Consider the following 21,601-nt stretch of genomic DNA (forward strand, 5'->3'; position numbering starts at 1 on the left):
TGCCTGAAACCATCTCGTGGCCCGGAGGGCCGCTGCAAGACGGATACGTCAGCCCGGTCCGGCCATATCGGCGCTGGACGCAATCTCTGAAAAGGGTAACGTGAGGCCGTCTGGGTATAGGCCAAAGGGAGCCTTCAATCATGGATGTGAAAGCAATTCTGATCTGGGTCGCCATCGGTATTCTGGCGGGGTGGCTAGCAAGTGTCGTGGTCGGCGGCGGCGGACTGATCCGCTATCTGATCACCGGTCTGATCGGCGCTTTTGTCGGCGGTTTCCTGTTCAAGCTTGTCGGCGTGAACATCAACCTGGGCAATCCGTATGTGAACGAGATCGTCGTGGCGGCAGTCGGGGCGATCGTCGTGGTTCTGCTGGCGCGCCTGATTGCGTGATAAACGTCGGCAAAAGCTGAGATGTGAATGATTGATTGGCTGAAAAAACAGTCGAATGACGTCAAATTTTTCATATCTGGCATAGCCTTGCTGGGTCAGGCGGTAATCTTGTATTTGTTGCTCCCGGAGCCGTTGAGCGCATTTATCGCGTTTCCAGTCGCGTTGGTCGGTGGATATTTTGCTTACAGGGAATTCAAATAGGGAGTACCCGCGATGGGTCTGATCATCACCGTCATCATCGGTCTTGTCGCGGGTGCCATTGCCCACCGGGTGCTGAACAGCCGGGGCGGCTTCCTGGGAAGCCTCGTTGTCGGTCTCATCGGCGCGTTGCTCGGCGGCGAGCTTGCCGACATTCTCAATCTGCATGTGACAGGTGGCATTCTCGACCGGCTGATCATTGCCGTTGTCGGTGCGATCCTGTTCCTTTTCATCTGGAAGAAGCTGTTCAAGTAGGAGCGGGGCAGTCGCTTTGACAACAATCGACGATTTTCCGCTCAAGGCCCGTGACAAGCTGCGCTACGCCGACACGGACCGTCAGGGCCATGTCAACAATGCGGTGTTCGCGACGTTCCTGGAAACGGGGCGTGTCGAGATCATCATCGGCCAGGGACTGGCGGACGAGGGCGCGGCCTTCGTGATCGCCCGGCTGGAACTGGATTTCCTCGCCGAGATCAACTGGCCCGGCGAAGTGGAGATCGGCACGGCCGTCCGCGAAGTCGGCCGCAGTTCCTTCAAGCTGTTTCAGCAGGTCTTCCAGGATGGCAAACCTGTCGCCCGGGCCGTCACGGTCATCGTGCAGATGAACGAGGCGACACGCAGGTCCCATCCCTTGAGCGACCACGCGCGCAAGCAACTCGAAAGCTACATCAGTCCCGCGTTAAGCACATAGCTGGCTCAACGGCTTTATGGCTTGACCTTTTCCAGCAATAACGACACTTAAGGCCCATGGTTACGATCGTCGACACGCTCAATCGCCCGAAAGAGTCCTCCGAAGCGCGGCCGCGCCATCCGGAAAAGGCGCACCGCCCGGACAATCCCGTTCAGCGCAAACCGAAATGGATCCGCGTCAAGGCGCCAACCTCTCCGGTGTATCGCGAAACCCAGAACGTGGTGCGCGACAACAACCTCGTCACCGTGTGCGAGGAAGCCGGCTGTCCGAATATCGGCGAATGCTGGTCGAAGAAACATGCCAGCTTCATGATCCTCGGCGATACCTGCACCCGTGCATGCGCCTTTTGCAACGTGCGCACCGGCATGCCGGGGCCGGTCGATCCGAAGGAAGCCCAGGGGGTCGCCGATGCCGTTGCCGCCATGGGCCTGGAACACGTGGTGATCACCTCGGTCGACCGCGACGATCTCGATGATGGCGGTGCGACCCATTTCGCCGACGTGATCAACGCGATCCGCAAGACCTCGCCGAAAACGACCGTGGAAGTGCTGACACCGGATTTCCTGCGCAAGGACGGCGCTCTGGAGATTGTTGTCGCGGCCAAGCCCGATGTCTTCAACCACAACCTGGAAACCGTGCCTTCGAAATACCTGAAGGTGCGGCCGGGCGCGCGCTATTTCCACTCCATCCGGCTTCTTCAGAAGGTGAAGGAACTCGATCCGGAAATGTTCACCAAGTCCGGCATCATGGTGGGGCTCGGCGAGGTGCGCAACGAAGTGCTGCAGTTGATGGACGATCTCAGGGCCGCGGATGTCGATTTCCTGACAATCGGCCAGTACCTGCAGCCGTCCAAGAAACACCATCCGGTGATGGACTTCATCACGCCGGAAGAGTTCAAGGGCTATGAGCGCATCGCCTATGCCAAGGGGTTCCTGAAAGTGTCGGCCAGCCCGCTGACCCGGTCCTCGCACCATGCCGGCGAGGATTTTGCCGACTTGCGGGCGGCACGCAAGGCCAAGCTCGGCCACTGAGCTTTCAGCGACAGGACCCTGCATGCCCAGCTTTTCCTCCAGCCACAAGGTCAATCACGCGGCGGACGACATGTTCCGCCTCGTCGCCGACGTGGAGCGCTACCCGGAATTCGTGCCGCTCTGCCAGGATCTGCATGTGCGCGGTCGCAAGGAGCTGGAGGATGGGCGCGCGGTGCTGGTCGCGGACATGACCGTGGCCTACAAGCTGTTCAAGGAAACCTTCACCAGCCGGGTGGAGTTGAAGCCCGCAGAGCGCAAGATCCAGGTGGAATATCTGGACGGCCCGTTCAAGCACCTGGAAAACACCTGGACCTTCGAGGAGGCCGGGGAGGGCTGTTCGACGGTCGGCTTCTACATTTCGTATGAATTCCGCAGCCGCACGCTCGGCTCGCTCATGGGCGTCATGTTCGACAAGGCCTTCCGCAAGTTCTCGAGCGCCTTCGAGGCCCGCGCGGACGAGGTGTACGGAGCCTAGGAGACAGCTGCGTTCGTTTGGCTGAACACCCGACAAGTGCTTGAAAATTGGCGTCATCCTGAGGAGGACCATCAGGTCCGTCTCGAAGGATGGGCCGCTTGTTCCAGAATGTGTTACCGATCCTTCGAGACGGCGCGTTCGCGCCTCCTCAGGATGACGCGGTGTGTTTGGTTACGCTTTCAAGACTTTAAAGTCTCACGAGCCAGTAAAAGGCGCAGATCCCTATTTGAACTGCTTGAAGGCATCGCGTATGACGCGGATGCGGCTGGATTTCATGTCGAGCGGTTCGTTGCGATTGCGGATCTGCTCGACTTCACGCTTCTTGAGACCCAGGTCATCCAGCGTCGCGAAATCCGCATAGTCGGCACAAACCGTGCGCCGGCTAGAACCGAAGTTTTCCTCGACGATGAGCTTTCGGCCAGCCGCCGCTTCCTCTTCGGTCCACACGACCGTTGTCGAAGATACCCAGAAGGTCCGGTCGCAGTAGCGGGCCTCGTGATAGCCTTCCTTGGGTTTTGTCAGGATTTCGTGAAAGCCGGTGAAGGTACCGTTGGAATATTGCGAGCGTATGTAAAAATCGCCCTGAGCGAAGGCGTTGCCGGCAAGACCGAAGCCGCCAGCCACCAGAACTGCAAGGAACGCCAGTAAGCGTTTCATGTCAGATTTCCCTATTCAGTGTCGCCCCGTTACCCCTAGTCGAAACCAATCATACTGCTTGCTGCTTACCCGAGACTTACTTTTCGCAAGTCCGGTCAGTTCCCGTGATAGGACTTGGCGGCATTGTCGCCGCCCTCGGTCTGGAAGGATTTGCGAATGACGGCAAACCGGTTGACCCGACTGATGGTGGCGCCATCACTCTGGACGACAATTCGCGGGTCTTCGCTGACGCCCAGGCCTTTGAGCGTGACCTGTTCTTCCGGGTGTTCGCAAATCGGACGCCAGCCCTTGCCCCAGTTGAACTCCACGCGGACCTCGTAGTCTTGTTCCACCTCAAGCTGGGTCCACGCCACCGTCGCATACCGCACCCAGTAGGACCGCCCGCAATATTCGACCTTGATCAGGCCTTCGGCCATCCTGTTATAGATGCGGTGAGAACCGCGAAAAGTCTGGCCGTCGCGCGAAATGATATAGGTGTCCCCGGCGATGGGGATGCCGCTCCCGGCCTCGGCGCATGTGCCTGCAAGACAGAGCGCGCCTGCCGTATAGAGTGTCCGTTGGATTGACATATCCATATCCTGTATCGCGAAATCATTTCGCAAGTGCATTTCTGGAGGGGCACTGTAATAGACTTGTCTGTAAAACGTCTTTTGAAATGCAATGTATTTTAAGTAAAAGTCTAACGAGTTTGTTTTCCTCACGTAAATCAACAGTGTTGATCCGCCGGGGCGCTATCGGGTGAGGAAAGATCCGTTGCCGTTTTGAGCCTGGAAAAGCGAACCGACAGCCGACAGCCGGCTTTGCGGGTTTTGACTGTCATCGGGCCCGGCCAGCAGGTCACGGGCGCTGATGTCGATGCCAATGTCCTTCAAGGTGACCTGTTGTTCTGGATGATCACAGATCGGGCGCCAGCCCCGGCCGAAATTGTATTCCACGCGAACGGTATGACCGAGTTCGGTTTCAATCTGGGTCCAGGCGACGGAATGGCTTCGGACGAAATAGTCGCGCTGGCAATAGGAAACCAGCCTGAGGCCTCTAGACTGGTCCTGGAACAATTTGTGGCTGCCAACAAAACTGCCGCCGCTGTCCCGCGAAATCAGATAGAAATCACCCGGCCGCATGATTGCGTCAGCCTTGGCGGTGCCGCCCAAACACACAGTGGCGGCCAGGAAGATTATGGTCTTCATCATGATGATGGTTCTTGAGTTCCCTTTAGGTCAACACTGCTGACTATACGGATCACTTCTAGGGAAGCCAGTGCCATCTGGTTGGAGCGTTAATGGGTTTTTACTCAGGAAATTGCATTTAAAATCGATATAAGTGCAGTGTGAACCGTGGCCAGGCGGATCGAACGGCGGCCCTGGTCGGCAAACCAGCAGTGTACGTGATCCGTCGGACTGCCCTTGCGGGCAAGGGCGATATGCACGGTGCCGACAGGCTTTTCAGGGGTGCCGCCACCGGGGCCGGCAATGCCGGTCACCGAGACGGCGATATCGGCATCGGATCTGTCCAGGGCACCCTCGGCCATTGCGACCGCGACCTCCTTGCTGACTGCTCCGACCTTTTTGATCAGCGCGGCGGGGACGCCGAGCAATTCGGTTTTCGCCTCGTTCGAATAGGTGACAAAGCCCCGGTCAACGGCGGCGGACGAGCCCGCGATTTCCGTGAGGGCGCCACAGATCAGTCCGCCGGTGCATGATTCAGCCGTTGCGACCATCATGTTTTCAGACTTCAGGGCATCCAGCACCTGTGCCGCCAGCGGTGCAAGGTCTTCCAGGCTGTGAGGTGTTGGATCGCTCATCGGTTCACTCTTCCTTTCCGAACGGCAGGCGCACGGTGACGCTTGCCAGCGCAGCGATCCCTTCCTTCCGTCCTGTGAAGCCGAGTTTTTCCGACGTGGTCGCCTTTACCGACACCCTGCTGACGGGAAGGTCGCAGATCCGTCCAATGGACTCGCGCAGGGACTGCCTGTGGGGCCCGATCTTGGGCTCCTCGCAGACGATGGTTACATCGACATGAGCGAGGCGCCCCCCCAATGCAGCCACCCTGCGCAGGGCGTCGAGTTGAAACTTGTCGGATGACGCCCCCTTCCATAGCGGATCGCTTGGCGGGAAGTGCTGTCCGATGTCGCCGTCGCCAATGGCGCCGAGGGTTGCGTCCGTGATCGCGTGCAGCACGACGTCCGCGTCCGAATGGCCTTTCAGCGACCTGGAGTGGGGAATGGGAACCCCGCCCAGCACCACGTGATCGCCGTCGTCGAAGGCATGCACGTCATAGCCGATACCTGTTCGCATGTCGGTCAGCTCGGCCAGTGGCCGCCGGGTCTCGTCGGGTTTGGCCATGGTGCGGGATTCTGCTTCCGTTTGCGCGCGAGAAAGGTCTGCTGCGGTCGTGATCTTGAAGTTGGCGGGATCGCCCTCGCTCAACACAATGGACATTCCGCTCCATTCCGCAAGTCCCGTATCGTCGGTGAAGTCGTGCCGGCCTTCTCCGGCGGCATTTTCATGGGCGGCAAGGATCCGGCCCAGCGCAAAGGCCTGAGGTGTTTGTGCGGCCCATAGGCCTGTCCTGTCGACGGTTTCGATCGAGCGTCCGTCAGCGTCCGCCTTCTTGAGCGTGTCGACAACCGGAACGGCCGCAAGGACGCCGTCCGCTCCGGCATCCAGCGCCTGGAACAGCCTGTCCAGAACGGCGGACGAGACGAACGGGCGTGCTGCATCGTGAATCAGGACGTGGTCGCATCCGGTTGCCTCCAGGGCGCGCAGCCCGGCATGAACGGATTGTTGCCGGGTCTGGCCGCCGGTCACTGGCGAGACCAGCTTGGCGGCGCTGGTTTCATCCAGGCTTGCCACGGCTTCGTCATAAAGATTGCGATCATCGCGATGTATGACCACGGCAACGCGGTTGATCCGGGGATGATTCCCCAGGGCATTCAGTGTATGGGTCAGCACGCTGCGGCCGGCCAGGCGGCGGTATTGTTTGGGAAGGGCATCGTCGGGATCCGCAAGGCGCGTTCCACGTCCCGCCGCAACAACCAGGGCGGCTGCGGGTTTTGTCATTTGCGGTCTCCTTGCGGGCTGTGCCGGACTGAATCGTCCGAATGTCTTACTCAAGAACCTGTTTGAACCGCAATTTTTGACTTGTTGCATTGCGATATTTGTCTACAATATAGGCAAATCAAATTCTGCACAGTCAATGAGCAGAAAAGAGAAGCCGTATCACTGATGACCAAAACGCTGTCGATTGGCCGGCATCAATTGTCCAACAAGGCCGTTCTCGCTCCGATGTCCGGGGTGTCCGATTTGCCGTTCCGCAGGCTGGCCGCGCGCCATGGCGCGGGCATGGTCGTCAGCGAGATGGTGGCCAGCGAATCCTTCGTGCGCGGTGACGCGGAAACCCAGATGCGCGCGGAAGCGCAGGACGAGGGGCTGCACGTGGTGCAGCTTGCCGGCCGCGAGGCGCACTGGATGGGCGAGGCTGCGAAGGTTATTGCTGGTCTCGGCGCCGACATCATCGACATCAACATGGGCTGTCCGGCAAAGAAGGTCACCTCCGGCTATTCCGGATCCGCCCTGATGCGTGACCTGGATCACGCGCTGACACTGATCGAGGCAACGGTTGCGGCGGTCGACATACCCGTCACGCTGAAAATGCGGCTGGGTTGGGACGAGGGATCGATCAACGCTCCGGAGCTCGCGCGCCGTGCCGAATCCGCGGGTGTTCAACTGATTACGGTGCATGGACGGACGCGCTGCCAGTTCTACAAGGGCAGGGCGGACTGGCGCGCAATCGCTGCCGTCAAGCAGGCAGTGTCCTTGCCGCTGATCGCCAACGGTGACTGCAAAGGCGTTGAAGACGCAGTTCGCATGCTTGAGCAGTCCGGTGCCGATGGGGTCATGATCGGTCGTGGCGCCTATGGCCGGCCCTGGTTGCCTGGACATGTCGGACATTACCTGGCCACCGGGGAACGGTTGCGGGCGCCCGCCGGCTCCGACCTGGCAGAGCTGGTCGTGAGCCATTACGAGGCCCTCCTCAGCCTATACGGTGAGGCCCCCGGTCTTCGCATCGCCAGAAAGCATCTCGGCTGGTATCTCGACGCCAATCCGGTGCAACCCGATGGTGGCATCCCGATTGCCATCCGAAAAACCCTGATGACCTCCAATCGGCCCGCCGAAGTGATCCGGCTGGCGAACGAGTGGTTCTCGATATCGAACGAACGGACAGCAGCGTGACGGACACAGCGTCTCCATCCGGCCGGACGGCCGCACTTGCCAGTGACGGGCCGACGATCCTGGATGCCTTGCCGCATCCCGTGCTTCTGGTCGCTCCGGACGGCGTGATCGAATCCGCGAACATGGCGGCCGAGATCTTCATGCGCTCCAGCGTGTCCGTCCTGCGCCGGCACCCGATCAGCGATTTCGTGCCTTTCGGCAGTCCCTTGCTGACCCTGATCGAACAGGTGCGCGAGCGCAGCGCCCCCGTCAACGAATACAAGGTGGACATCGGCTCGCCGAGAATTGGCGCCCCCAAGATGGTCGACATCAACGCGGCTCCGGTGTCCGATCGGCCCGGAGCAGTGGTGCTGATGTTCCAGGAACGCACCATGGCGGAAAAGATCGACCGGCAGCTGACCTCCCGAGGGGCGGCCAGGACGGTCACGGGTCTTGCCGCCATGCTGGCGCATGAAATCAAGAACCCCCTGTCCGGAATTCGCGGTGCGGCCCAGCTGATGGAGCAGTCCGTCCCCAGCGAAGACCGTGCTTTGACCCGCCTGATCATGGACGAAACCGATCGTATCGTGAAGCTGGTCGACCGCATGGAAGTGTTTTCGGACGAGCGCCCGATCGAGCGTGAGCCCGTCAATATCCACGTTGTTCTGGATCATGTGAAACGCCTGGCGGATTCCGGGTTTGCGCGCAACAAACGCATCGTCGAGGTCTATGACCCGTCACTGCCGCCTGTCTATGCCAACAAGGACCAGCTGATTCAGGTGTTCCTGAACCTGATCAAGAATGCCAGCGAGGCGATCGGCGATGATCCCGACGGCGAGATTCGTATTTCGACGGCATTCCGGCCTGGCGTCAGGTTGTCCGTACCCGGAACAGAGGAAAAGGTCAGCCTGCCGCTGGAGTTCTGCGTGCAGGACAACGGTCCGGGGGTGCCGGACGACCTGCTGCCGCATCTCTTCGAGCCTTTCATCACCACCAAGACCAACGGTTCCGGCCTGGGGCTCGCTCTTGTTGCCAAGATCATCGGCGACCATGGCGGCGTCATTGAATGCGACAGCCAGCGCCACAAAACCGTTTTCCGGATCCTGATGCCCGCATTTACGGGCGAGGGCGAGGTCCAGCCTGGCCCGACCAGCAAAGGAACTGATTGACCATGCCAAGCGGCACGATTCTAGTTGCAGATGACGATGCGGCCATCCGCACCGTCCTCAATCAGGCCCTGTCCCGGGCCGGTTATACGGTCCGCCTGACATCGAACGCCTCCACCTTGTGGCGATGGGTGTCGTCAGGCGACGGCGACCTGGTGATTACCGATGTGGTCATGCCGGACGAGAATATTTTCGACGTGCTGCCACGCATGAAGAAGATGCGTCCGGAACTGCCGGTGCTGGTCATGAGTGCCCAGAACACTTTCATGACGGCCATCAAAGCCTCGGAAAAAGGCGCTTACGAGTATCTCCCAAAGCCCTTTGACCTCAAGGAACTGACCAGCATCGTTCAGCGGGCTCTGGAGGAGCCAAAGAAGAAAACCGCCGTTGACCTGGATGACGCCGGCGAGGGCATGCCGCTGGTGGGGCGTTCGCCCGCCATGCAGGAGATCTACCGGGTGCTGGCCCGGCTGATGCAGACAGATCTGACGGTGATGATCAACGGGGAATCGGGGACCGGCAAGGAGCTTGTCGCACGTGCGCTGCATGACTACGGCAAGCGTCGCAACGGTCCCTTCGTTGCCATCAACATGGCGGCCATCCCGCGTGACTTGATCGAGGCGGAACTGTTCGGGCACGAAAAAGGCGCCTTTACCGGCGCGCAGAACCGCAGCTCCGGACGCTTCGAACAGGCGGATGGCGGTACCCTGTTCCTGGACGAGATCGGGGACATGCCGATGGAGGCGCAGACGCGCCTGCTACGGGTCTTGCAGCAGGGTGAATACACCACCGTTGGCGGGCGTACGCCGATCAAGACGGATGTCAGGATCATTGCCGCAACCAACAAGGACCTGCGCCACCTGATCAATCAGGGGCTGTTCCGGGAAGATCTCTATTTCCGGCTCAACGTCGTGCCGATCCGGTTGCCGCCGCTGCGCGAGCGCGTCGAGGACATTCCCGATCTTGTCCGTCACTTCTTTTCGCTCGTGGAAAAGGAAGGCCTGCCGGCCAAACAGATCGATCAGGGGGCCTTGAACCTCCTGCGCCGTTACCGCTGGCCGGGCAATGTGCGCGAACTGGAAAACCTCGTTCGCAGGCTGGCCGCTCTTTATCCGCAGGACGTCATCAGTGAAAGCCTCCTTGAACAGGAACTGAGCCAGCCGACCGTTTCCTCGATGGAGGAGGAGACCCCGGAGAACGTCAATCTGGGAAGTTCGGTGGAACGTTACCTGTCGGGTTACTTCGATACTTTCGGGGAGGCCTTGCCGCCGCCCGGGCTCTATCACCGGATCCTTCGGGAGGTCGAATATCCCCTGATCAGTGCCGCGCTGGCGGCAACGCGCGGTAACCAGATCAAGGCGGCCGAACTCCTGGGCGTGAACCGGAACACCTTGCGCAAGAAGATCCGGGACCTGGACGTGCAGGTGATGCGTCTGAGCCGCTAGAGCATGCCGCGTTCATTCGGGCTCATTTGATCGGGACAATTTTGGTCACCAGCGAGAGGCGGTTTGTGCGCGGAGGTGTGCCACCGCCCGGCTGACCGACCCGCTCGCGGAAACGCGGCCGGTCCGGAGTGGCGTATGGACGAATTTTATTTGTTCCGGACCTGAAAGCCTTTCGTATTTTCAACAGGTTAATCAACCCGCTTTCGTCGTCCACCGCATTTTTTCAAGATGCCTTTTGCTCTGTCGCAATTTCGCAACATTGTGTGATAAGTTTGCCGCAAACTGGGAGTGCGCGTGCCCGGGTGCGTGCGTTCAAGGCGTTTGAGGCCGAATGATACTGGAATCTGAACAGCAGACCGTTGCGCAATCCAGCGCCGCCGGCAGGATCTGGCGACGCGTGGGGCTTGCCATCATGGTGGTGGCGCTCGTTTCCATCGGCGTCACCTTCGCCATTCTGATGGGGTTGACGTCGATCGACCCGACCCGTGATGTCATCATGACGGCGATGATGATCAATGGTGCGTTTGCCGCCATCCTGCTCGGCGTCATTGCCTTCGAGATCCTGAAACTCTGGCAGGCGCGCCAAAGGGGGCGTGCCGCCGCGCGCCTGCATGTGCGTGTCGTTGCCCTGTTCAGTCTGGTTGCGGCCGTGCCGGCCGTTCTCATGGCGATCCTTGCGGCGGTGACGCTCGACCGTGGCCTTGATCGCTGGTTCGAGGACCGCACCCGGCAAATCATAGACAACGCCCTGACGGTGGCGCAGGCCTACCTGCAGGAGCATGCCAGGGTGCTGCGCGGCGACCTGATCGCCATGACCAATGATGTCGACAGGGCAAAGGCGGTCTATGATTTCGAGCCGACACGATTTGACCAGTTCTTTGCGGCACAGGTGTCGTTGAGAGGCATTCTCGCCGCGTTTATCCTCAACGAGAACGGGGAGGTCGTGACGCGGGTCGTCCTCGACCCGAACGCGGAAGTTCCACTGCCACCCGCAGACAGTTTCTTCAAGGCAAAGTCAGGCGACCCCATCCTGATCGCTCCGGGCAGTTCCAATATCGTCGGCGGCGTGATGAAACTGTCCGCCTATGACGATTTCTACCTTTATGCCGTGCGCGCCATCGATCCGCGTGTGTTGGATTACCTTCGCCTCGCGGAAACCGGTGCGTCGCAATACCAGCAGATGGAAAACAGCCGCTTCGGCGTCCAGGTCGCCTTTGCACTGGTTTATCTGGGCGTCGCCCTGGTGCTGCTGTTGTCGGCAATCTGGATCGGTTTCGGGTTTGCCAACAAGCTGGTATCGCCGATCAGGGCGCTGATTTCGGCGGCGGACGATGTCTCCAAGGGAAATCTTGCCGTCAAGGTGCGGACCGAAAAGTCCGGCGGTGACCTGGCAAATCTCGGTGAAACCTTCAACAAGATGACCGGACAGCTACTTGGACAGAGAGACGCGCTTCTGGCCGCCAACGAGCAGATCGATCGCCGCAGGCGGTTCAACGAGGCTGTGCTGTCCGGTGTTTCGACGGGTGTGATCAGCGTGGATGACGAAGCCTCGATCATGCTGATCAACAGGTCCGCGCTTGAGCTTTTGCAACTGGACGAAGTGCAGATTCTGAACAAGCCGCTGGTTGAGGTCGTGCCCGAATTGACGGACTGTATCGCCCAGGTTCAGGCGAACGGCATTGAACGCCTGCCGGAAACCCAGGTCGAGATCACCCTGGACGGGCGGCTGCGAACGATCAACGTTCGCATCACCAGGGAACAGTCGACGCGGCGTGAACACGGGTTTGTCGTGACGCTTGATGACATCACGGACCTGGTCTCGGCACAGAGAAACTCGGCCTGGGCCGACGTCGCCCGGCGCATCGCCCACGAGATCAAGAATCCGCTGACGCCCATCCAGCTGTCGGCAGAGCGTATCCGGCGCCGGTACGGCAAGAAGATCGAGGACGACCGCGAAGTTTTCGATCAGTGCATCGACACGATTGTGCGCCAGGTCGGCGACATCGGTCAGATGGTGGACGAGTTTTCCTCCTTTGCCCGGATGCGCAAGCCGAACAAGGTGCCCGGCGACATGCGCGAAGCTGTCCGCGATGCCGCCTTCATGCAGTCGGTGGCCAATCCCGAGATCAGCGTGACCGCCGAAGTGCCCTCCGAAGCGGTGCCGGCTGTGTTCGACGCGCGTCTGGTCGGTCAGGCGCTGACGAATGTGATCAAGAACGCCACGGAGGCGGTGGCGGCGCGACCAGGTGACGAATTGCCCAAGGGCAAGGTGACGGCACGATTGTACACGGAAGAAACCAGCGGCGGAGACCGGGTTGTCGTCGATGTTATTGACAACGGGGTCGGGCTGCCTGAAGAAAACCGCGCACGGCTGCTGGAACCCTACATGACCACGCGGGAGAAGGGGACCGGCCTTGGCCTGGCCATTGTCCGCAAGATCCTGGAAGACCATGGGGGCGGTATCGAATTGCTCGACGCCCCCAAATCGAGCCCTGACGATACCGGAACCCTGGTTCGCTTGACCTTGGCTGCTCATGCCGAGGCAGAACCGGAAACAGAACCGCACAACCAGACAGTGACTGCCCATGGCGCATGATATTCTAGTCGTTGACGACGAAACAGACATTCGCGAGATGATCGCCGGCATCCTGGACGATGACGGCTACGGAACGCGCACCGCGCATGATTCCGACAGCGCCATCGCCGCCGTCAAGGAGCGCAAGCCTTCGCTGGTCATCCTGGACATCTGGCTGATGGGCAGCCGGTTGGACGGACTTGCGCTGCTCGACTTGTTCAAGGAGACGGATCCGGACTTGCCGGTGGTGATCATATCCGGCCACGGCAACATCGAGACGGCCGTTTCCGCGATCAAGCGCGGCGCCTACGACTATATCGAGAAACCGTTCAAGGCGGACCGGCTGATCCATATCGTCGAGCGCGCGCTGGAAGCCTCGAGCCTGAAGCGCGAGATCCGTGACCTGAAGCAGCGCAGTGGTGAAAGCAACGAGATCATCGGCAATTCGTCCGCCGCGCATAACCTGCGCCAGACCATTCAGAAAATTGCGGGCACCAACAGCCGTATCCTGATCGTCGGACCGTCCGGTGCCGGCAAGGAACAGGCCGCGCGCATGATCCATGACAGCTCACCGCGGGCAAAAAGCCCGTTCGTCGTGTTGAATGCCGCCACCATCACGCCCGCGCGCATGGAAGAAGAGCTGTTCGGCATCGAGGATGAAAACGGCAACCTGAGAAAGGTCGGCGCTCTGGAGGAAGCCCATGGCGGCACGCTCTATCTCGACGAGGTCGCCGACATGCCGGCCGAGACCCAGGGCAAGATCCTGCGAGTGCTGGTCGAGCAGAGCTTTTCGCGCGTGGGCGGCACCCAGAAGGTGCAAGTCGATATCCGGATCCTGTCCTCGACCTCCAAGAACCTGGAAGAGCATATTGCCTCGGGTCTTTTCCGGCAGGATCTGTATCACCGGTTGAGCGTGGTGCCGCTGCGTGTGCCCGGCCTTGCCGAGCGCCGCGAGGACATTCCGGTTCTGGTGCATCATTTCATGGACTACATCTCCGCGGCGTCGGGTATTCCGCTCAGGCCTATCGGAGATGACGCCATGGCGGTTCTGCAGACCCACGACTGGCCCGGCAACGTGCGCCAGTTGCGCAACAATGTGGAGCGATTGATGATCCTGAGCCGGGGCGAACCCGACAGCACGATCACGGCGGACTTGCTGCCGGCGGAAATCGGCGAGACGCTTCCCAACCTGCCGACGTCCGGGACCGGAGAGCATCTGATGTCGGTTCCCTTGCGCGAGGCGCGGGAGATTTTCGAGCGTGAATATCTTCAGGCGCAGATCAAGAGATTTGACGGCAACATCTCGCGCACGGCGGAATTTGTCGGTATGGAACGTTCCGCGCTTCACCGGAAGCTGAAAACCCTGGGCATGACCTGAGGTCTGGTGGACACCTGTAGGAAACGGCAGAGCGGGAAAGGGTTGTTCCCATGAAAATCGTGATTTGCGGCGCGGGGCAGGTCGGATACGGCATCGCGGAGCGTCTGGCTGCTGAACAGAACGATGTCTCGGTGATCGATTCCTCGCCGCAGCTGATCAACGCGATCGGTGACCAGCTCGACGTGCGCGGCTTTGTCGGCCACGGTGCGCATCCGGACATCCTGGCGCAGGCCGGTGCCGAGGAAGCGGACATGATCGTGGCGGTGACGCTCTACGACGAGGTCAACATGGTGGCCTGCCAGGTTGCCCATTCGCTGTTCAACGTCCCGACAAAGGTCGCCCGCATCCGTGCACAGTCGTATCTGCAGGGGCGCTGGCGCAACCTGTTTTCCCGCGACAACATGCCGATCGACGTGATCATCTCGCCGGAGATCGAGGTCGGCGAGATGGTTCTGCGGCGCCTTGCTCTGCCCGGCGCCGTCGAAACCGTCCGCTTTGCCGACGACCAGGTGGTCGTGGTCGGCATCATCTGCGAGGAAGACTGTCCGGTGGTCGACACGCCCTTGCGCCAGCTGACGGAACTCTTTCCCGATCTGGGTGCGGTCGTTGTCGGTCTCTACCGCAACAATCGCCTGTTCGTGCCCAAGAGCAGCGATTCCATCCTGACCGGTGACCTTGCTTATGTGGTTGCGCGCCGGGATCAGGTGCGGCGCACGTTGAGCATCTTCGGTCACGAGGAACCCGAGGCCGCCAAGGTCGTGATCGCCGGCGGCGGCAATATCGGTCTCTATGTCGCCAAGGCCCTCGAGCAACGTCAGTCGGGCACGAAGATCAAGCTGATCGAAGCCTCGCGCGAACGGGCCATGGCCGTTGCCGACGACCTCAAACGCTCGGTTATCCTGCACGGCAGTGCTCTCGACCAGACCATTTTGAGCGAAGCCGATGCCGGTGACGCCGACACGATGGTGGCGCTGACCAACGAGGATGAGGTCAATATCCTGTCCTCCGTCATGGCCAAGAAGCTCGGCTGCAAGCGCTCGCTGTCGCTTCTGAACAATCCGAGTTATCCCGCCTTCGCGAACGCGCTCGGCATCGACGCCTTCATAAATCCGCGCGCGGTGACGATCTCGCGGATCCTGCAGCATGTGCGGCGCGGGCGGATCAGGGGCGTGCATTCCCTGCAAAACGGTGCGGCGGAGATCGTCGAGGCCGAAGCGCTGGACACATCCCCCCTGGTCGGCAAGCCGTTGCGGGTGATTGATCTTCCGTCCGGAATTCGCGTTGGCGCGGTTTTTCGGGGCGGCAAGGTCCTCACCCCCGACGGTGATCTGCAGATCCAGGCTCAGGACAGGATCGTGATCTTTGCGGTTGCGAACCGGGTCCGCCAGGTTGAGCAGATGTTCCGCGTCAGCCTTGACTTCTTTTAAGGCACGGCGCCGGTTTTCAGGCCTTGCATTTACCTGACCATAAGGTCAAAATTTCAAGTCAAACCAATCGGTTCGCCCAGAACCCGCCATTTGGAGGCCCCATGAGCCGGATTGCCTATGTCAACGGTCAGTATGTACGTCACGCGGATGCCGCGGTGCATGTGGAAGACCGGGGCTATCAGTTTGCCGACGGTGTTTACGAGGTTTGCGAAGTCTGGCAAGGCAACATTGTCGATGCCCCGCGGCATCTGGACCGGCTTGGCCGGTCCTTGAGCGAATTGCGCATCGACTGGCCGATGACGCGCAGCGCCGTGGATTTCGTCCTGCATCAGGTTGTCCGTCGAAACCGCGTCCGCAACGGGCTTGTTTATATCCAGGTGACACGCGGTGTTTCCAAGCGCGATCACTTTTTCCCGCCGGAGGAGGTTGCTCCGTCGATCGTCGTCACGGCGCGGTCCACCAATCCAGCCGCGGCAGCTGCCCAGGCCGCCCAGGGCATTGCAGTCGTCAGTTACCCGGAGAACCGCTGGCCGCGGGTTGATATCAAGACCGTCGCACTGCTACCGAATGTGCTGGCCAAGCAGAACGCCAAGGAACATGGCGGCAAGGAAGCCTGGTATGTGGATGCCGACGGCTTCGTTACCGAGGGCGGATCGACCAATGCCTGGATCGTTACCAAGGACGGCGCCGTGGTGACACGGCCGGCCGATAGCGGTATCCTGCGCGGCATCACGCGCGCTGTGGTCCTGGACATTATCCAAAAGGAAGGGCTGACCTTTGAGGAAAGGCCGTTTAGCCTGGAAGAGGCCTTTGACGCGAAGGAAGCTTTTGTCACGGCGGCGACCAGCGTCGTTATGCCGGTGACACGTGTGGACGGCAAAATGATCGGAAACGGGCATCCCGGTTCCGTCGCTACCCGATTGCGCGAACTCTTCCATACTGCTACTGATTTGCAGGCGGTATGATTCGATTGGCCTTATTGGCTGCGAAAAACGAGACAATGACGGGCCGAGGCAGACGGTCCTGACTGGTGGGCAAGACAAAAGGCGGATGGTCCGCAAAGTCTAAGCTTTTGAAGTTCAATGGCTTTTGACGGCAGGCCGCTTAAACGCCGGATGCTCGGCCGCATCCGGGGCAAATAGGATAAAAAGACTGATGGCTGAGCGCGCACAAAATCTTCAAGACACTTTTCTTAATCACGTTCGCAAACAAAAAACTCCTCTGACGATTTTCCTCATCAATGGTGTGAAATTGCAGGGCGTGGTCACCTGGTTTGACAACTTCTGTGTCCTGCTACGCCGTGACGGGCACTCGCAGCTGGTGTACAAACACGCGATTTCCACGATAATGCCCAATGGTCCTGTTCAACTGTTCGACCAGGCAGAGGAAAACGCTGAAAAGGCAAGCTGATTGAAACCGAAGTCTCGCGCGGACGATTTCTCTAAATCAAACGGTTCCGAGGAGCCGGGTCAAAAATCGCTGAGATTGAAGAATACTGGGGTGGACCGTCTGCCCCAGCCTTTTCGTGCGATGATCATCGAACCGGTCCTGCTGACGCGGGATGCCGCCCAGTCGGACCTGCGCGGCAATCGCAGCCCGGAAGCCCGGCTGGAAGAAGCCATCGGACTGAGCGCCGCGATCAACCTGACCATCCTTCATTCGGGCGTCGTCAAGATCAACAATCCGAAGCCGGCAACGCTGTTCGGCGAGGGCAAGGTTGCGGAACTCGCTGGAATCGTGGCCAGCGAGGATCTCGATCTTGTGGTCATCGATCACCCGCTATCACCCGTGCAACAGCGCAATCTGGAACGGCGCCTGAAAACCAAGGTGATCGACCGGACCGGTCTCATCCTTGAAATCTTTGGTGATCGCGCGCGCACCAAGGAAGGCCGTCTGCAGGTCGATCTCGCGCATCTGACCTGGCAGAAGAGCCGACTGGTGCGGTCCTGGACCCACCTGGAACGCCAGCGCGGCGGCGCCGGTTTCATGGGCGGTCCGGGCGAAACGCAGATCGAGGCCGACCGCCGCCAGATCCAGGAACGCATCATCGCGCTGCAGAAGCAGCTCGAACAGGTGCGCCGGACCCGCGACCTGCACCGCAAGAAACGCAAGAAGATTCCTCAACCTGTCGTCGCCCTGGTCGGCTACACCAACGCCGGCAAGTCGACGCTGTTCAACCGGCTGACCGAATCCGATGTCTTCGCCAAGGACCTTTTGTTCGCGACGCTGGATCCCACCCTGCGCAAAGTGACGCTGCCTCATGGGCGCGAGGTGATCCTGTCCGACACGGTGGGCTTCATCTCTGATCTGCCGACCCATCTCGTTGCCGCCTTCCGGGCAACTTTGGAAGAGGTTCTGGAAGCGGACCTGATCCTGCATGTGCGCGACATTTCCCATCCGGACACGGATGCACAGGCCGAAGACGTCAAGAAGACACTCACCGATCTCGGCGTCGATGCCCTGACGGGAGCGCCTGTTGTCGAGGTCTGGAACAAGATCGACTGCCTCGATCCGGCCTACCGGGACAAGCTTCTCGAGGATGCCGGAGACGAGGGTCCGATTGCCCTTTCGGCATTGACGGGGGAGGGCATCGATCAGCTTTCGCAGCGGATCGATGCCTTCATGGCCCAGAATGACGACATTCTGACCGTGCGTATCCCGGTGGCGGAAGGCGCTTTGCTGGCCAGGCTCTACCAGATGGCGGAAGTGCTGGAACGAAACGATGCGGAGGATTTCGTGACCGCCGAGGTTCGGGTCACGGACAAGCAGCGCGGGCCGTTCCGGGAAACCTTCGCCGCCTTCATCGACGGCTGATCAGCGTTTCTTGGCCGCCTGCCAGGCCGCTTCCATCTCGTCCAGGGACATCTTTTCCAGTGTGGTGCCGTTTGCATCGGCATGGGCCTCGATGGCGGCAAAGCGCTTGCGGAATTTCCGGTTTGTCCTGCGCAGGGCCTCTTCCGGGTCGATGTCGAGATGGCGGGCCAGATTTGCGAGTGCGAACAGCGTGTCGCCGAGTTCGTCGGTCATGCGGTCCCTGTCCGGCGTGCCCCTGGCAAGTTCCTCGTCGAGTTCATGGGTTTCCTCGCGGATCTTGTCGAGCACCAACCGGGCGTCGTTCCAGTCGAAACCGACCCTCGAGGCCCGGCGCTGCAGCTTGTCGGCTTCCTGAAGGGCGGGGAAGGCGGTCGGCACGTCGTCGAGAAACCCTTTTCGTTCCTCCACAAGACCGAGGGCTTCACGGGCGGCGCGCTTTTCGGCGCGTTCCTCGGCCTTGATCCGTTCCCAGATGCCCTTGACCAGCTCCGGCTTTTCGCCGTTTTCATCGCCGAAGACATGCGGATGGCGCCGGATCAGCTTCTTCGTGATCGCCTCGACCACGTCGCCGAAATCGAAATGCTCGTCCTCCTCGGCCATGCGGGCGTGGTAGACCACCTGCAGCAGAAGGTCCCCGAGCTCCTCGCGCAGCTCCACAAGATCGTTCTTGGCAATCGCGTCGGCGACCTCATAGGCCTCTTCAAGCGTATAGGGCGCGATGGTCGCAAAATCCTGCTCCAGATCCCAGGGACAACCGGTCACGGGCGTTCTGAGCGCGGCCATGATTTCGATAAGGCGGGAAATGTCGCGACTGGGGGTCATTGTTAATCCAGTTTCAGAAGAAGAGTCGAGCTAACTCAGCCAGAGTTTTAATTTGATATACGAGATCATTATCGCACCACAGAACCCCAGGATGGCGACAACCACAGTAAAAAGTTTTGCAGAGTTGCTTTGGCGTTTAATAACTCCATTGGCTGTCCGCCTTACCCAACTTCGTTCTCGAAAGGCGAGTAGCTTGGCCATGACAAACGCGCTGGCAAGGACGACCGCGGTAACCGCGATAGCGCCGCTCGATGAGAAAAACTCCGGCACATCACCCCCTGACCGACGGATGCCAGAAGGTGACGGCGCGTTCCAGGAGGGCGACGAGACCGTAGAACAGCGAGCCGGCGAGCGCGGCGACCGCGATTTCCGCCCAGACCATGTCGACGTTCATGCGGCCGACCTCGGTGGAAATCCGGAAACCCATGCCGACGATCGGCGTGCCGAAGAACTCCGCAACAATGGCGCCGATCAGCGCGAGCGTGGAATTGATCTTCAGGGCGTTGAAGATGAACGGCATTGCCATGGGCAGGCGCAGTTTCAGGAGCGTCTGCCAGTAGTTGGAGGCATAGGTGCGCATCAGGTCGCGCTGCATGGCGTCGGAGGCGGCCAGGCCCGAGACCGTGTTCACCAGCATGGGGAAGAAGGTCATGATGATGACGACCGCTGCCTTGGACGGCCAGTCGAAGCCGAACCACATCACCATGATCGGGGCGACGCCGATGATCGGCAGCGCGGAGACAAGGTTGCCGATGGGCAGGAGCCCGCGGCGCAGGAACGGCACGCGGTCCACCAGGATCGCGACGATGAAGGCGGAGCCGCAGCCGATGATGTAACCGGCCAGAACTGCCTTCAGGAAGGTCTGCTGGAAATCCGCCCAGAGCGTCGGACCGGAGGTCGTCAGCCGAACCCAGATTTCGGACGGCGCCGGCAGCAGGACCTTCGGCACGCCGGCTCCGGTCACGATCAATTGCCAGAGCACCAGCAGGGTGAAGCCGAAAATGGCCGGGATCGCCAGGTTGACGATCCTCTGGGCAAGCGGTGACGCGGTTTTCCAGATTGCGAGCCGCTCGACGAACAGCCAGGCAGCCGCCCAGGTGGCCGCGGTCAGCGCCCAAAAGCCGAGCGTTGCCTCGCCGGCATGGTTCGTGACGGTGGCGATGAGCAGCCAGGCGGCGATTGCGGTGACAAGGCCGAGAATGAGGTCGCCGATGAGATTGCGCATGAAACCGAGTTCGTAGCGCACGCCGGCAATCGCCAGAATGACGAGGCAGAGCGCCAGCCGCGGCACGTCCATGATGCGGTATTCCGGCCCGAAGATCGGGCTGAACAGGCCGACAACGACCATGGCGACCACAAACCAGGCGAGCAGCGCCGGCATGTCGAGACGGCGTTTTGAAGCGGATATCGTGCTCATCGTGCCATCCCCATGCGTTTCAGGGTGAGTTTTTCAAGAACGCCGATCAGGGCGACCAGCGACCCGGCCAGGAAAGCCGCCATCAGCAGCGCCGACCAGATCTGCACCGTCTGGCCGTAATAGGACCCGGCGAGCAGGCGTGCGCCGAGACCGGCCACGGCACCGGTCGGCAGTTCGCCGACAATGGCACCGACCAGGGAGGCCGCCATGCCGATCTTCATGGAGGTGAAGAGATAAGGCACCGCGTAGGGCAGGCGCAGCTTCCAGAAGGTCTGGATCCGCGTCGCCGAATAGGTGTGCATCAGGTCCATGTGCATGACTTCGGGCGACCTCAGCCCCTTCACCATGCCGACGGTCACGGGGAAGAAGGAGAGATAGGTGGAGATCATCGCCTTCGGCAGCAGCCCCGAGATGCCGACCGCGTTCAGGACCACGATGATCATCGGCGCTATCGCCAGGATCGGGATGGTCTGCGAGGAAATGATCCAGGGCATCAGCGACTTGTCGAGCACGCGCGAATGCACGATGCCGATCGCCAGCAGAATGCCGAGCGTGGTGCCGATCAGGAAACCCATCAGCGTCGAGGAGAGCGTGATGCCTGTGTGATAGACCAGCGAGCGCTTCGAGGTGATCTTCTTGTTCACCGTCGTGTCCCACATCTCGACGATCACCTGGTGTGGCGCCGGCAAAACGGGCCGTTCCTGGAAGAGCGTGTCCGTGACCATCTGGCTGATAGCGACGTCGCTTTGGCCGGCCCGTTCGTACATGTCCTTCTGAAACGGCATGTTCAGCGCTACGGCGGCTATGTACCAGATCGCCAGGATGGCCAGGACCACGACAGTCACCGGACCAACCGTACCGGACATCAGGCCGGCAAACGGATTGGTGCTGCGGGGCGAGGTGAG

The 21,601-nt window shown here is 60.5% G+C and carries 22 protein-coding genes; 14 read left to right on the forward strand and 8 right to left on the reverse strand.

What is annotated here, in order from left to right:
- The first annotated feature begins 140 nt into the window (after positions 1-140).
- From O6760_RS23275 to O6760_RS23295, 5 genes are all read left to right on the forward strand, one after another.
- Positions 141-389 (forward strand): GlsB/YeaQ/YmgE family stress response membrane protein, encoded by a 249-nt coding sequence (locus tag O6760_RS23275; RefSeq protein ID WP_269582046.1) that lies wholly within the window; start codon positions 141-143, stop codon positions 387-389.
- A gap of 213 nt (positions 390-602) precedes the next feature.
- Positions 603-842 (forward strand): GlsB/YeaQ/YmgE family stress response membrane protein, encoded by a 240-nt coding sequence (locus tag O6760_RS23280; RefSeq protein WP_269582047.1) that lies wholly within the window; start codon positions 603-605, stop codon positions 840-842.
- Positions 843-858: 16 nt separating this feature from the next.
- Positions 859-1,278 carry an acyl-CoA thioesterase gene (locus tag O6760_RS23285; protein WP_269582048.1) on the forward strand — a complete coding sequence of 140 codons (420 nt, stop codon included), beginning with the start codon at positions 859-861 and terminating at the stop codon, positions 1,276-1,278.
- Positions 1,279-1,334: 56 nt separating this feature from the next.
- Positions 1,335-2,309: a lipoyl synthase gene (gene lipA / locus O6760_RS23290; protein WP_269582049.1), complete on the forward strand. Its 975-nt coding sequence runs from the start codon at positions 1,335-1,337 to the stop codon at positions 2,307-2,309.
- Between the two features lie 22 nt (positions 2,310-2,331).
- Complete coding sequence (locus tag O6760_RS23295) at positions 2,332-2,784, forward strand: type II toxin-antitoxin system RatA family toxin (protein WP_269582050.1); 453 nt, start codon at positions 2,332-2,334, stop codon at positions 2,782-2,784.
- A 222-nt stretch (positions 2,785-3,006) separates the two neighbouring features.
- Here the strand turns inward: O6760_RS23295 and O6760_RS23300 are convergent, their stop codons facing one another.
- From O6760_RS23300 to O6760_RS23320, 5 genes are all read right to left on the reverse strand, one after another.
- Complete coding sequence (locus O6760_RS23300; protein WP_269582051.1) at positions 3,007-3,441, reverse strand: hypothetical protein; 435 nt, start codon at positions 3,439-3,441, stop codon at positions 3,007-3,009.
- 95 nt (positions 3,442-3,536) lie between these two features.
- Complete coding sequence (locus O6760_RS23305; RefSeq protein ID WP_269582052.1) at positions 3,537-4,010, reverse strand: hypothetical protein; 474 nt, start codon at positions 4,008-4,010, stop codon at positions 3,537-3,539.
- 162 nt (positions 4,011-4,172) lie between these two features.
- Complete coding sequence (locus O6760_RS23310; protein WP_269582053.1) at positions 4,173-4,631, reverse strand: hypothetical protein; 459 nt, start codon at positions 4,629-4,631, stop codon at positions 4,173-4,175.
- Positions 4,632-4,732: 101 nt separating this feature from the next.
- Complete coding sequence (locus O6760_RS23315) at positions 4,733-5,242, reverse strand: CinA family protein (protein ID WP_269582054.1); 510 nt, start codon at positions 5,240-5,242, stop codon at positions 4,733-4,735.
- 4 nt (positions 5,243-5,246) lie between these two features.
- Positions 5,247-6,500 carry a bifunctional 2-C-methyl-D-erythritol 4-phosphate cytidylyltransferase/2-C-methyl-D-erythritol 2,4-cyclodiphosphate synthase gene (locus tag O6760_RS23320; RefSeq protein WP_269582055.1) on the reverse strand — a complete coding sequence of 418 codons (1,254 nt, stop codon included), beginning with the start codon at positions 6,498-6,500 and terminating at the stop codon, positions 5,247-5,249.
- Between the two features lie 165 nt (positions 6,501-6,665).
- Here O6760_RS23320 and dusB point away from each other — a divergent pair, with 165 nt between their 5' ends.
- The 9 genes from dusB (at position 6,666) to hflX (ending at position 18,457) form a co-directional block, all read left to right on the forward strand.
- Positions 6,666-7,673: a tRNA dihydrouridine synthase DusB gene (gene dusB / locus O6760_RS23325; RefSeq protein WP_269582056.1), complete on the forward strand. Its 1,008-nt coding sequence runs from the start codon at positions 6,666-6,668 to the stop codon at positions 7,671-7,673.
- Positions 7,670-8,821: a two-component system sensor histidine kinase NtrB gene (locus tag O6760_RS23330; RefSeq protein ID WP_269582057.1), complete on the forward strand. Its 1,152-nt coding sequence runs from the start codon at positions 7,670-7,672 to the stop codon at positions 8,819-8,821. The genes dusB and O6760_RS23330 overlap by 4 nt, the downstream gene beginning before the upstream one ends.
- Positions 8,822-8,823: 2 nt before the next feature.
- A complete protein-coding gene (gene ntrC, locus O6760_RS23335) occupies positions 8,824-10,263 on the forward strand; it encodes a nitrogen regulation protein NR(I) (protein ID WP_269582058.1) in 1,440 nt (479 codons plus the stop codon).
- A gap of 331 nt (positions 10,264-10,594) precedes the next feature.
- Positions 10,595-12,859 carry a sensor histidine kinase NtrY-like gene (locus O6760_RS23340; RefSeq protein ID WP_269582059.1) on the forward strand — a complete coding sequence of 755 codons (2,265 nt, stop codon included), beginning with the start codon at positions 10,595-10,597 and terminating at the stop codon, positions 12,857-12,859.
- Entirely contained in the window at positions 12,849-14,216 is a 1,368-nt protein-coding gene (ntrX, locus tag O6760_RS23345) for a nitrogen assimilation response regulator NtrX (protein ID WP_269582060.1), read from the forward strand. The genes O6760_RS23340 and ntrX overlap by 11 nt, the downstream gene beginning before the upstream one ends.
- A 50-nt stretch (positions 14,217-14,266) precedes the next feature.
- The gene (gene trkA / locus O6760_RS23350; RefSeq protein WP_269582061.1) at positions 14,267-15,643 is read left to right on the forward strand and encodes a Trk system potassium transporter TrkA; all 1,377 of its coding nucleotides are present in this window, start codon (positions 14,267-14,269) and stop codon (positions 15,641-15,643) included.
- Positions 15,644-15,744: 101 nt separating this feature from the next.
- Positions 15,745-16,608 (forward strand): D-amino-acid transaminase, encoded by an 864-nt coding sequence (locus tag O6760_RS23355; protein ID WP_269582062.1) that lies wholly within the window; start codon positions 15,745-15,747, stop codon positions 16,606-16,608.
- Between the two features lie 187 nt (positions 16,609-16,795).
- The gene (hfq, locus tag O6760_RS23360) at positions 16,796-17,053 is read left to right on the forward strand and encodes an RNA chaperone Hfq (RefSeq protein ID WP_173006241.1); all 258 of its coding nucleotides are present in this window, start codon (positions 16,796-16,798) and stop codon (positions 17,051-17,053) included.
- Positions 17,054-17,173: 120 nt separating this feature from the next.
- Entirely contained in the window at positions 17,174-18,457 is a 1,284-nt protein-coding gene (hflX, locus tag O6760_RS23365) for a GTPase HflX (protein WP_269586336.1), read from the forward strand.
- On the opposite strand, the gene mazG is transcribed toward hflX, so the two are convergent.
- The 3 genes from mazG to O6760_RS23380 form a co-directional block, all read right to left on the reverse strand.
- On the reverse strand, positions 18,458-19,279 hold the full coding sequence (gene mazG / locus O6760_RS23370) for a nucleoside triphosphate pyrophosphohydrolase (RefSeq protein ID WP_269582063.1): 822 nt from the start codon (positions 19,277-19,279) through the stop codon (positions 18,458-18,460).
- Between the two features lie 271 nt (positions 19,280-19,550).
- On the reverse strand, positions 19,551-20,696 hold the full coding sequence (locus O6760_RS23375; RefSeq protein ID WP_269582064.1) for an ABC transporter permease: 1,146 nt from the start codon (positions 20,694-20,696) through the stop codon (positions 19,551-19,553).
- Complete coding sequence (locus tag O6760_RS23380; RefSeq protein WP_442969934.1) at positions 20,693-21,562, reverse strand: ABC transporter permease; 870 nt, start codon at positions 21,560-21,562, stop codon at positions 20,693-20,695. The genes O6760_RS23375 and O6760_RS23380 overlap by 4 nt, the downstream gene beginning before the upstream one ends.
- Between the last annotated feature and the right edge of the window lie 39 nt (positions 21,563-21,601).

The sequence above is a fragment of the Roseibium sp. Sym1 genome (assembly GCF_027359675.1).
Classification (GTDB): Bacteria; Pseudomonadota; Alphaproteobacteria; order Rhizobiales; family Stappiaceae; genus Roseibium.

Excerpts from the sequence above, each read along its gene's own strand:
- O6760_RS23275 (WP_269582046.1), top strand. The coding sequence starts at position 141 with ATGGATGTGAAAGCAATTCTGATCTGGGTCGCCATCGGTATTCTGGCG.
- O6760_RS23280 (WP_269582047.1), top strand. The coding sequence starts at position 603 with ATGGGTCTGATCATCACCGTCATCATCGGTCTTGTCGCGGGTGCCATT.
- lipA (WP_269582049.1), top strand. The coding sequence starts at position 1,335 with ATGGTTACGATCGTCGACACGCTCAATCGCCCGAAAGAGTCCTCCGAA.
- O6760_RS23295 (WP_269582050.1), top strand. The coding sequence starts at position 2,332 with ATGCCCAGCTTTTCCTCCAGCCACAAGGTCAATCACGCGGCGGACGAC.
- O6760_RS23300 (WP_269582051.1), bottom strand. The coding sequence starts at position 3,441 with ATGAAACGCTTACTGGCGTTCCTTGCAGTTCTGGTGGCTGGCGGCTTC.
- O6760_RS23305 (WP_269582052.1), bottom strand. The coding sequence starts at position 4,010 with ATGTCAATCCAACGGACACTCTATACGGCAGGCGCGCTCTGTCTTGCA.
- O6760_RS23310 (WP_269582053.1), bottom strand. The coding sequence starts at position 4,631 with ATGATGAAGACCATAATCTTCCTGGCCGCCACTGTGTGTTTGGGCGGC.
- O6760_RS23315 (WP_269582054.1), bottom strand. The coding sequence starts at position 5,242 with ATGAGCGATCCAACACCTCACAGCCTGGAAGACCTTGCACCGCTGGCG.
- O6760_RS23320 (WP_269582055.1), bottom strand. The coding sequence starts at position 6,500 with ATGACAAAACCCGCAGCCGCCCTGGTTGTTGCGGCGGGACGTGGAACG.
- dusB (WP_269582056.1), top strand. The coding sequence starts at position 6,666 with ATGACCAAAACGCTGTCGATTGGCCGGCATCAATTGTCCAACAAGGCC.
- ntrC (WP_269582058.1), top strand. The coding sequence starts at position 8,824 with ATGCCAAGCGGCACGATTCTAGTTGCAGATGACGATGCGGCCATCCGC.
- O6760_RS23340 (WP_269582059.1), top strand. The coding sequence starts at position 10,595 with ATGATACTGGAATCTGAACAGCAGACCGTTGCGCAATCCAGCGCCGCC.
- ntrX (WP_269582060.1), top strand. The coding sequence starts at position 12,849 with ATGGCGCATGATATTCTAGTCGTTGACGACGAAACAGACATTCGCGAG.
- trkA (WP_269582061.1), top strand. The coding sequence starts at position 14,267 with ATGAAAATCGTGATTTGCGGCGCGGGGCAGGTCGGATACGGCATCGCG.
- O6760_RS23355 (WP_269582062.1), top strand. The coding sequence starts at position 15,745 with ATGAGCCGGATTGCCTATGTCAACGGTCAGTATGTACGTCACGCGGAT.
- hflX (WP_269586336.1), top strand. The coding sequence starts at position 17,174 with ATGATCATCGAACCGGTCCTGCTGACGCGGGATGCCGCCCAGTCGGAC.
- mazG (WP_269582063.1), bottom strand. The coding sequence starts at position 19,279 with ATGACCCCCAGTCGCGACATTTCCCGCCTTATCGAAATCATGGCCGCG.
- O6760_RS23375 (WP_269582064.1), bottom strand. The coding sequence starts at position 20,696 with ATGAGCACGATATCCGCTTCAAAACGCCGTCTCGACATGCCGGCGCTG.
- O6760_RS23380 (WP_442969934.1), bottom strand. The coding sequence starts at position 21,562 with ATGTCCGGTACGGTTGGTCCGGTGACTGTCGTGGTCCTGGCCATCCTG.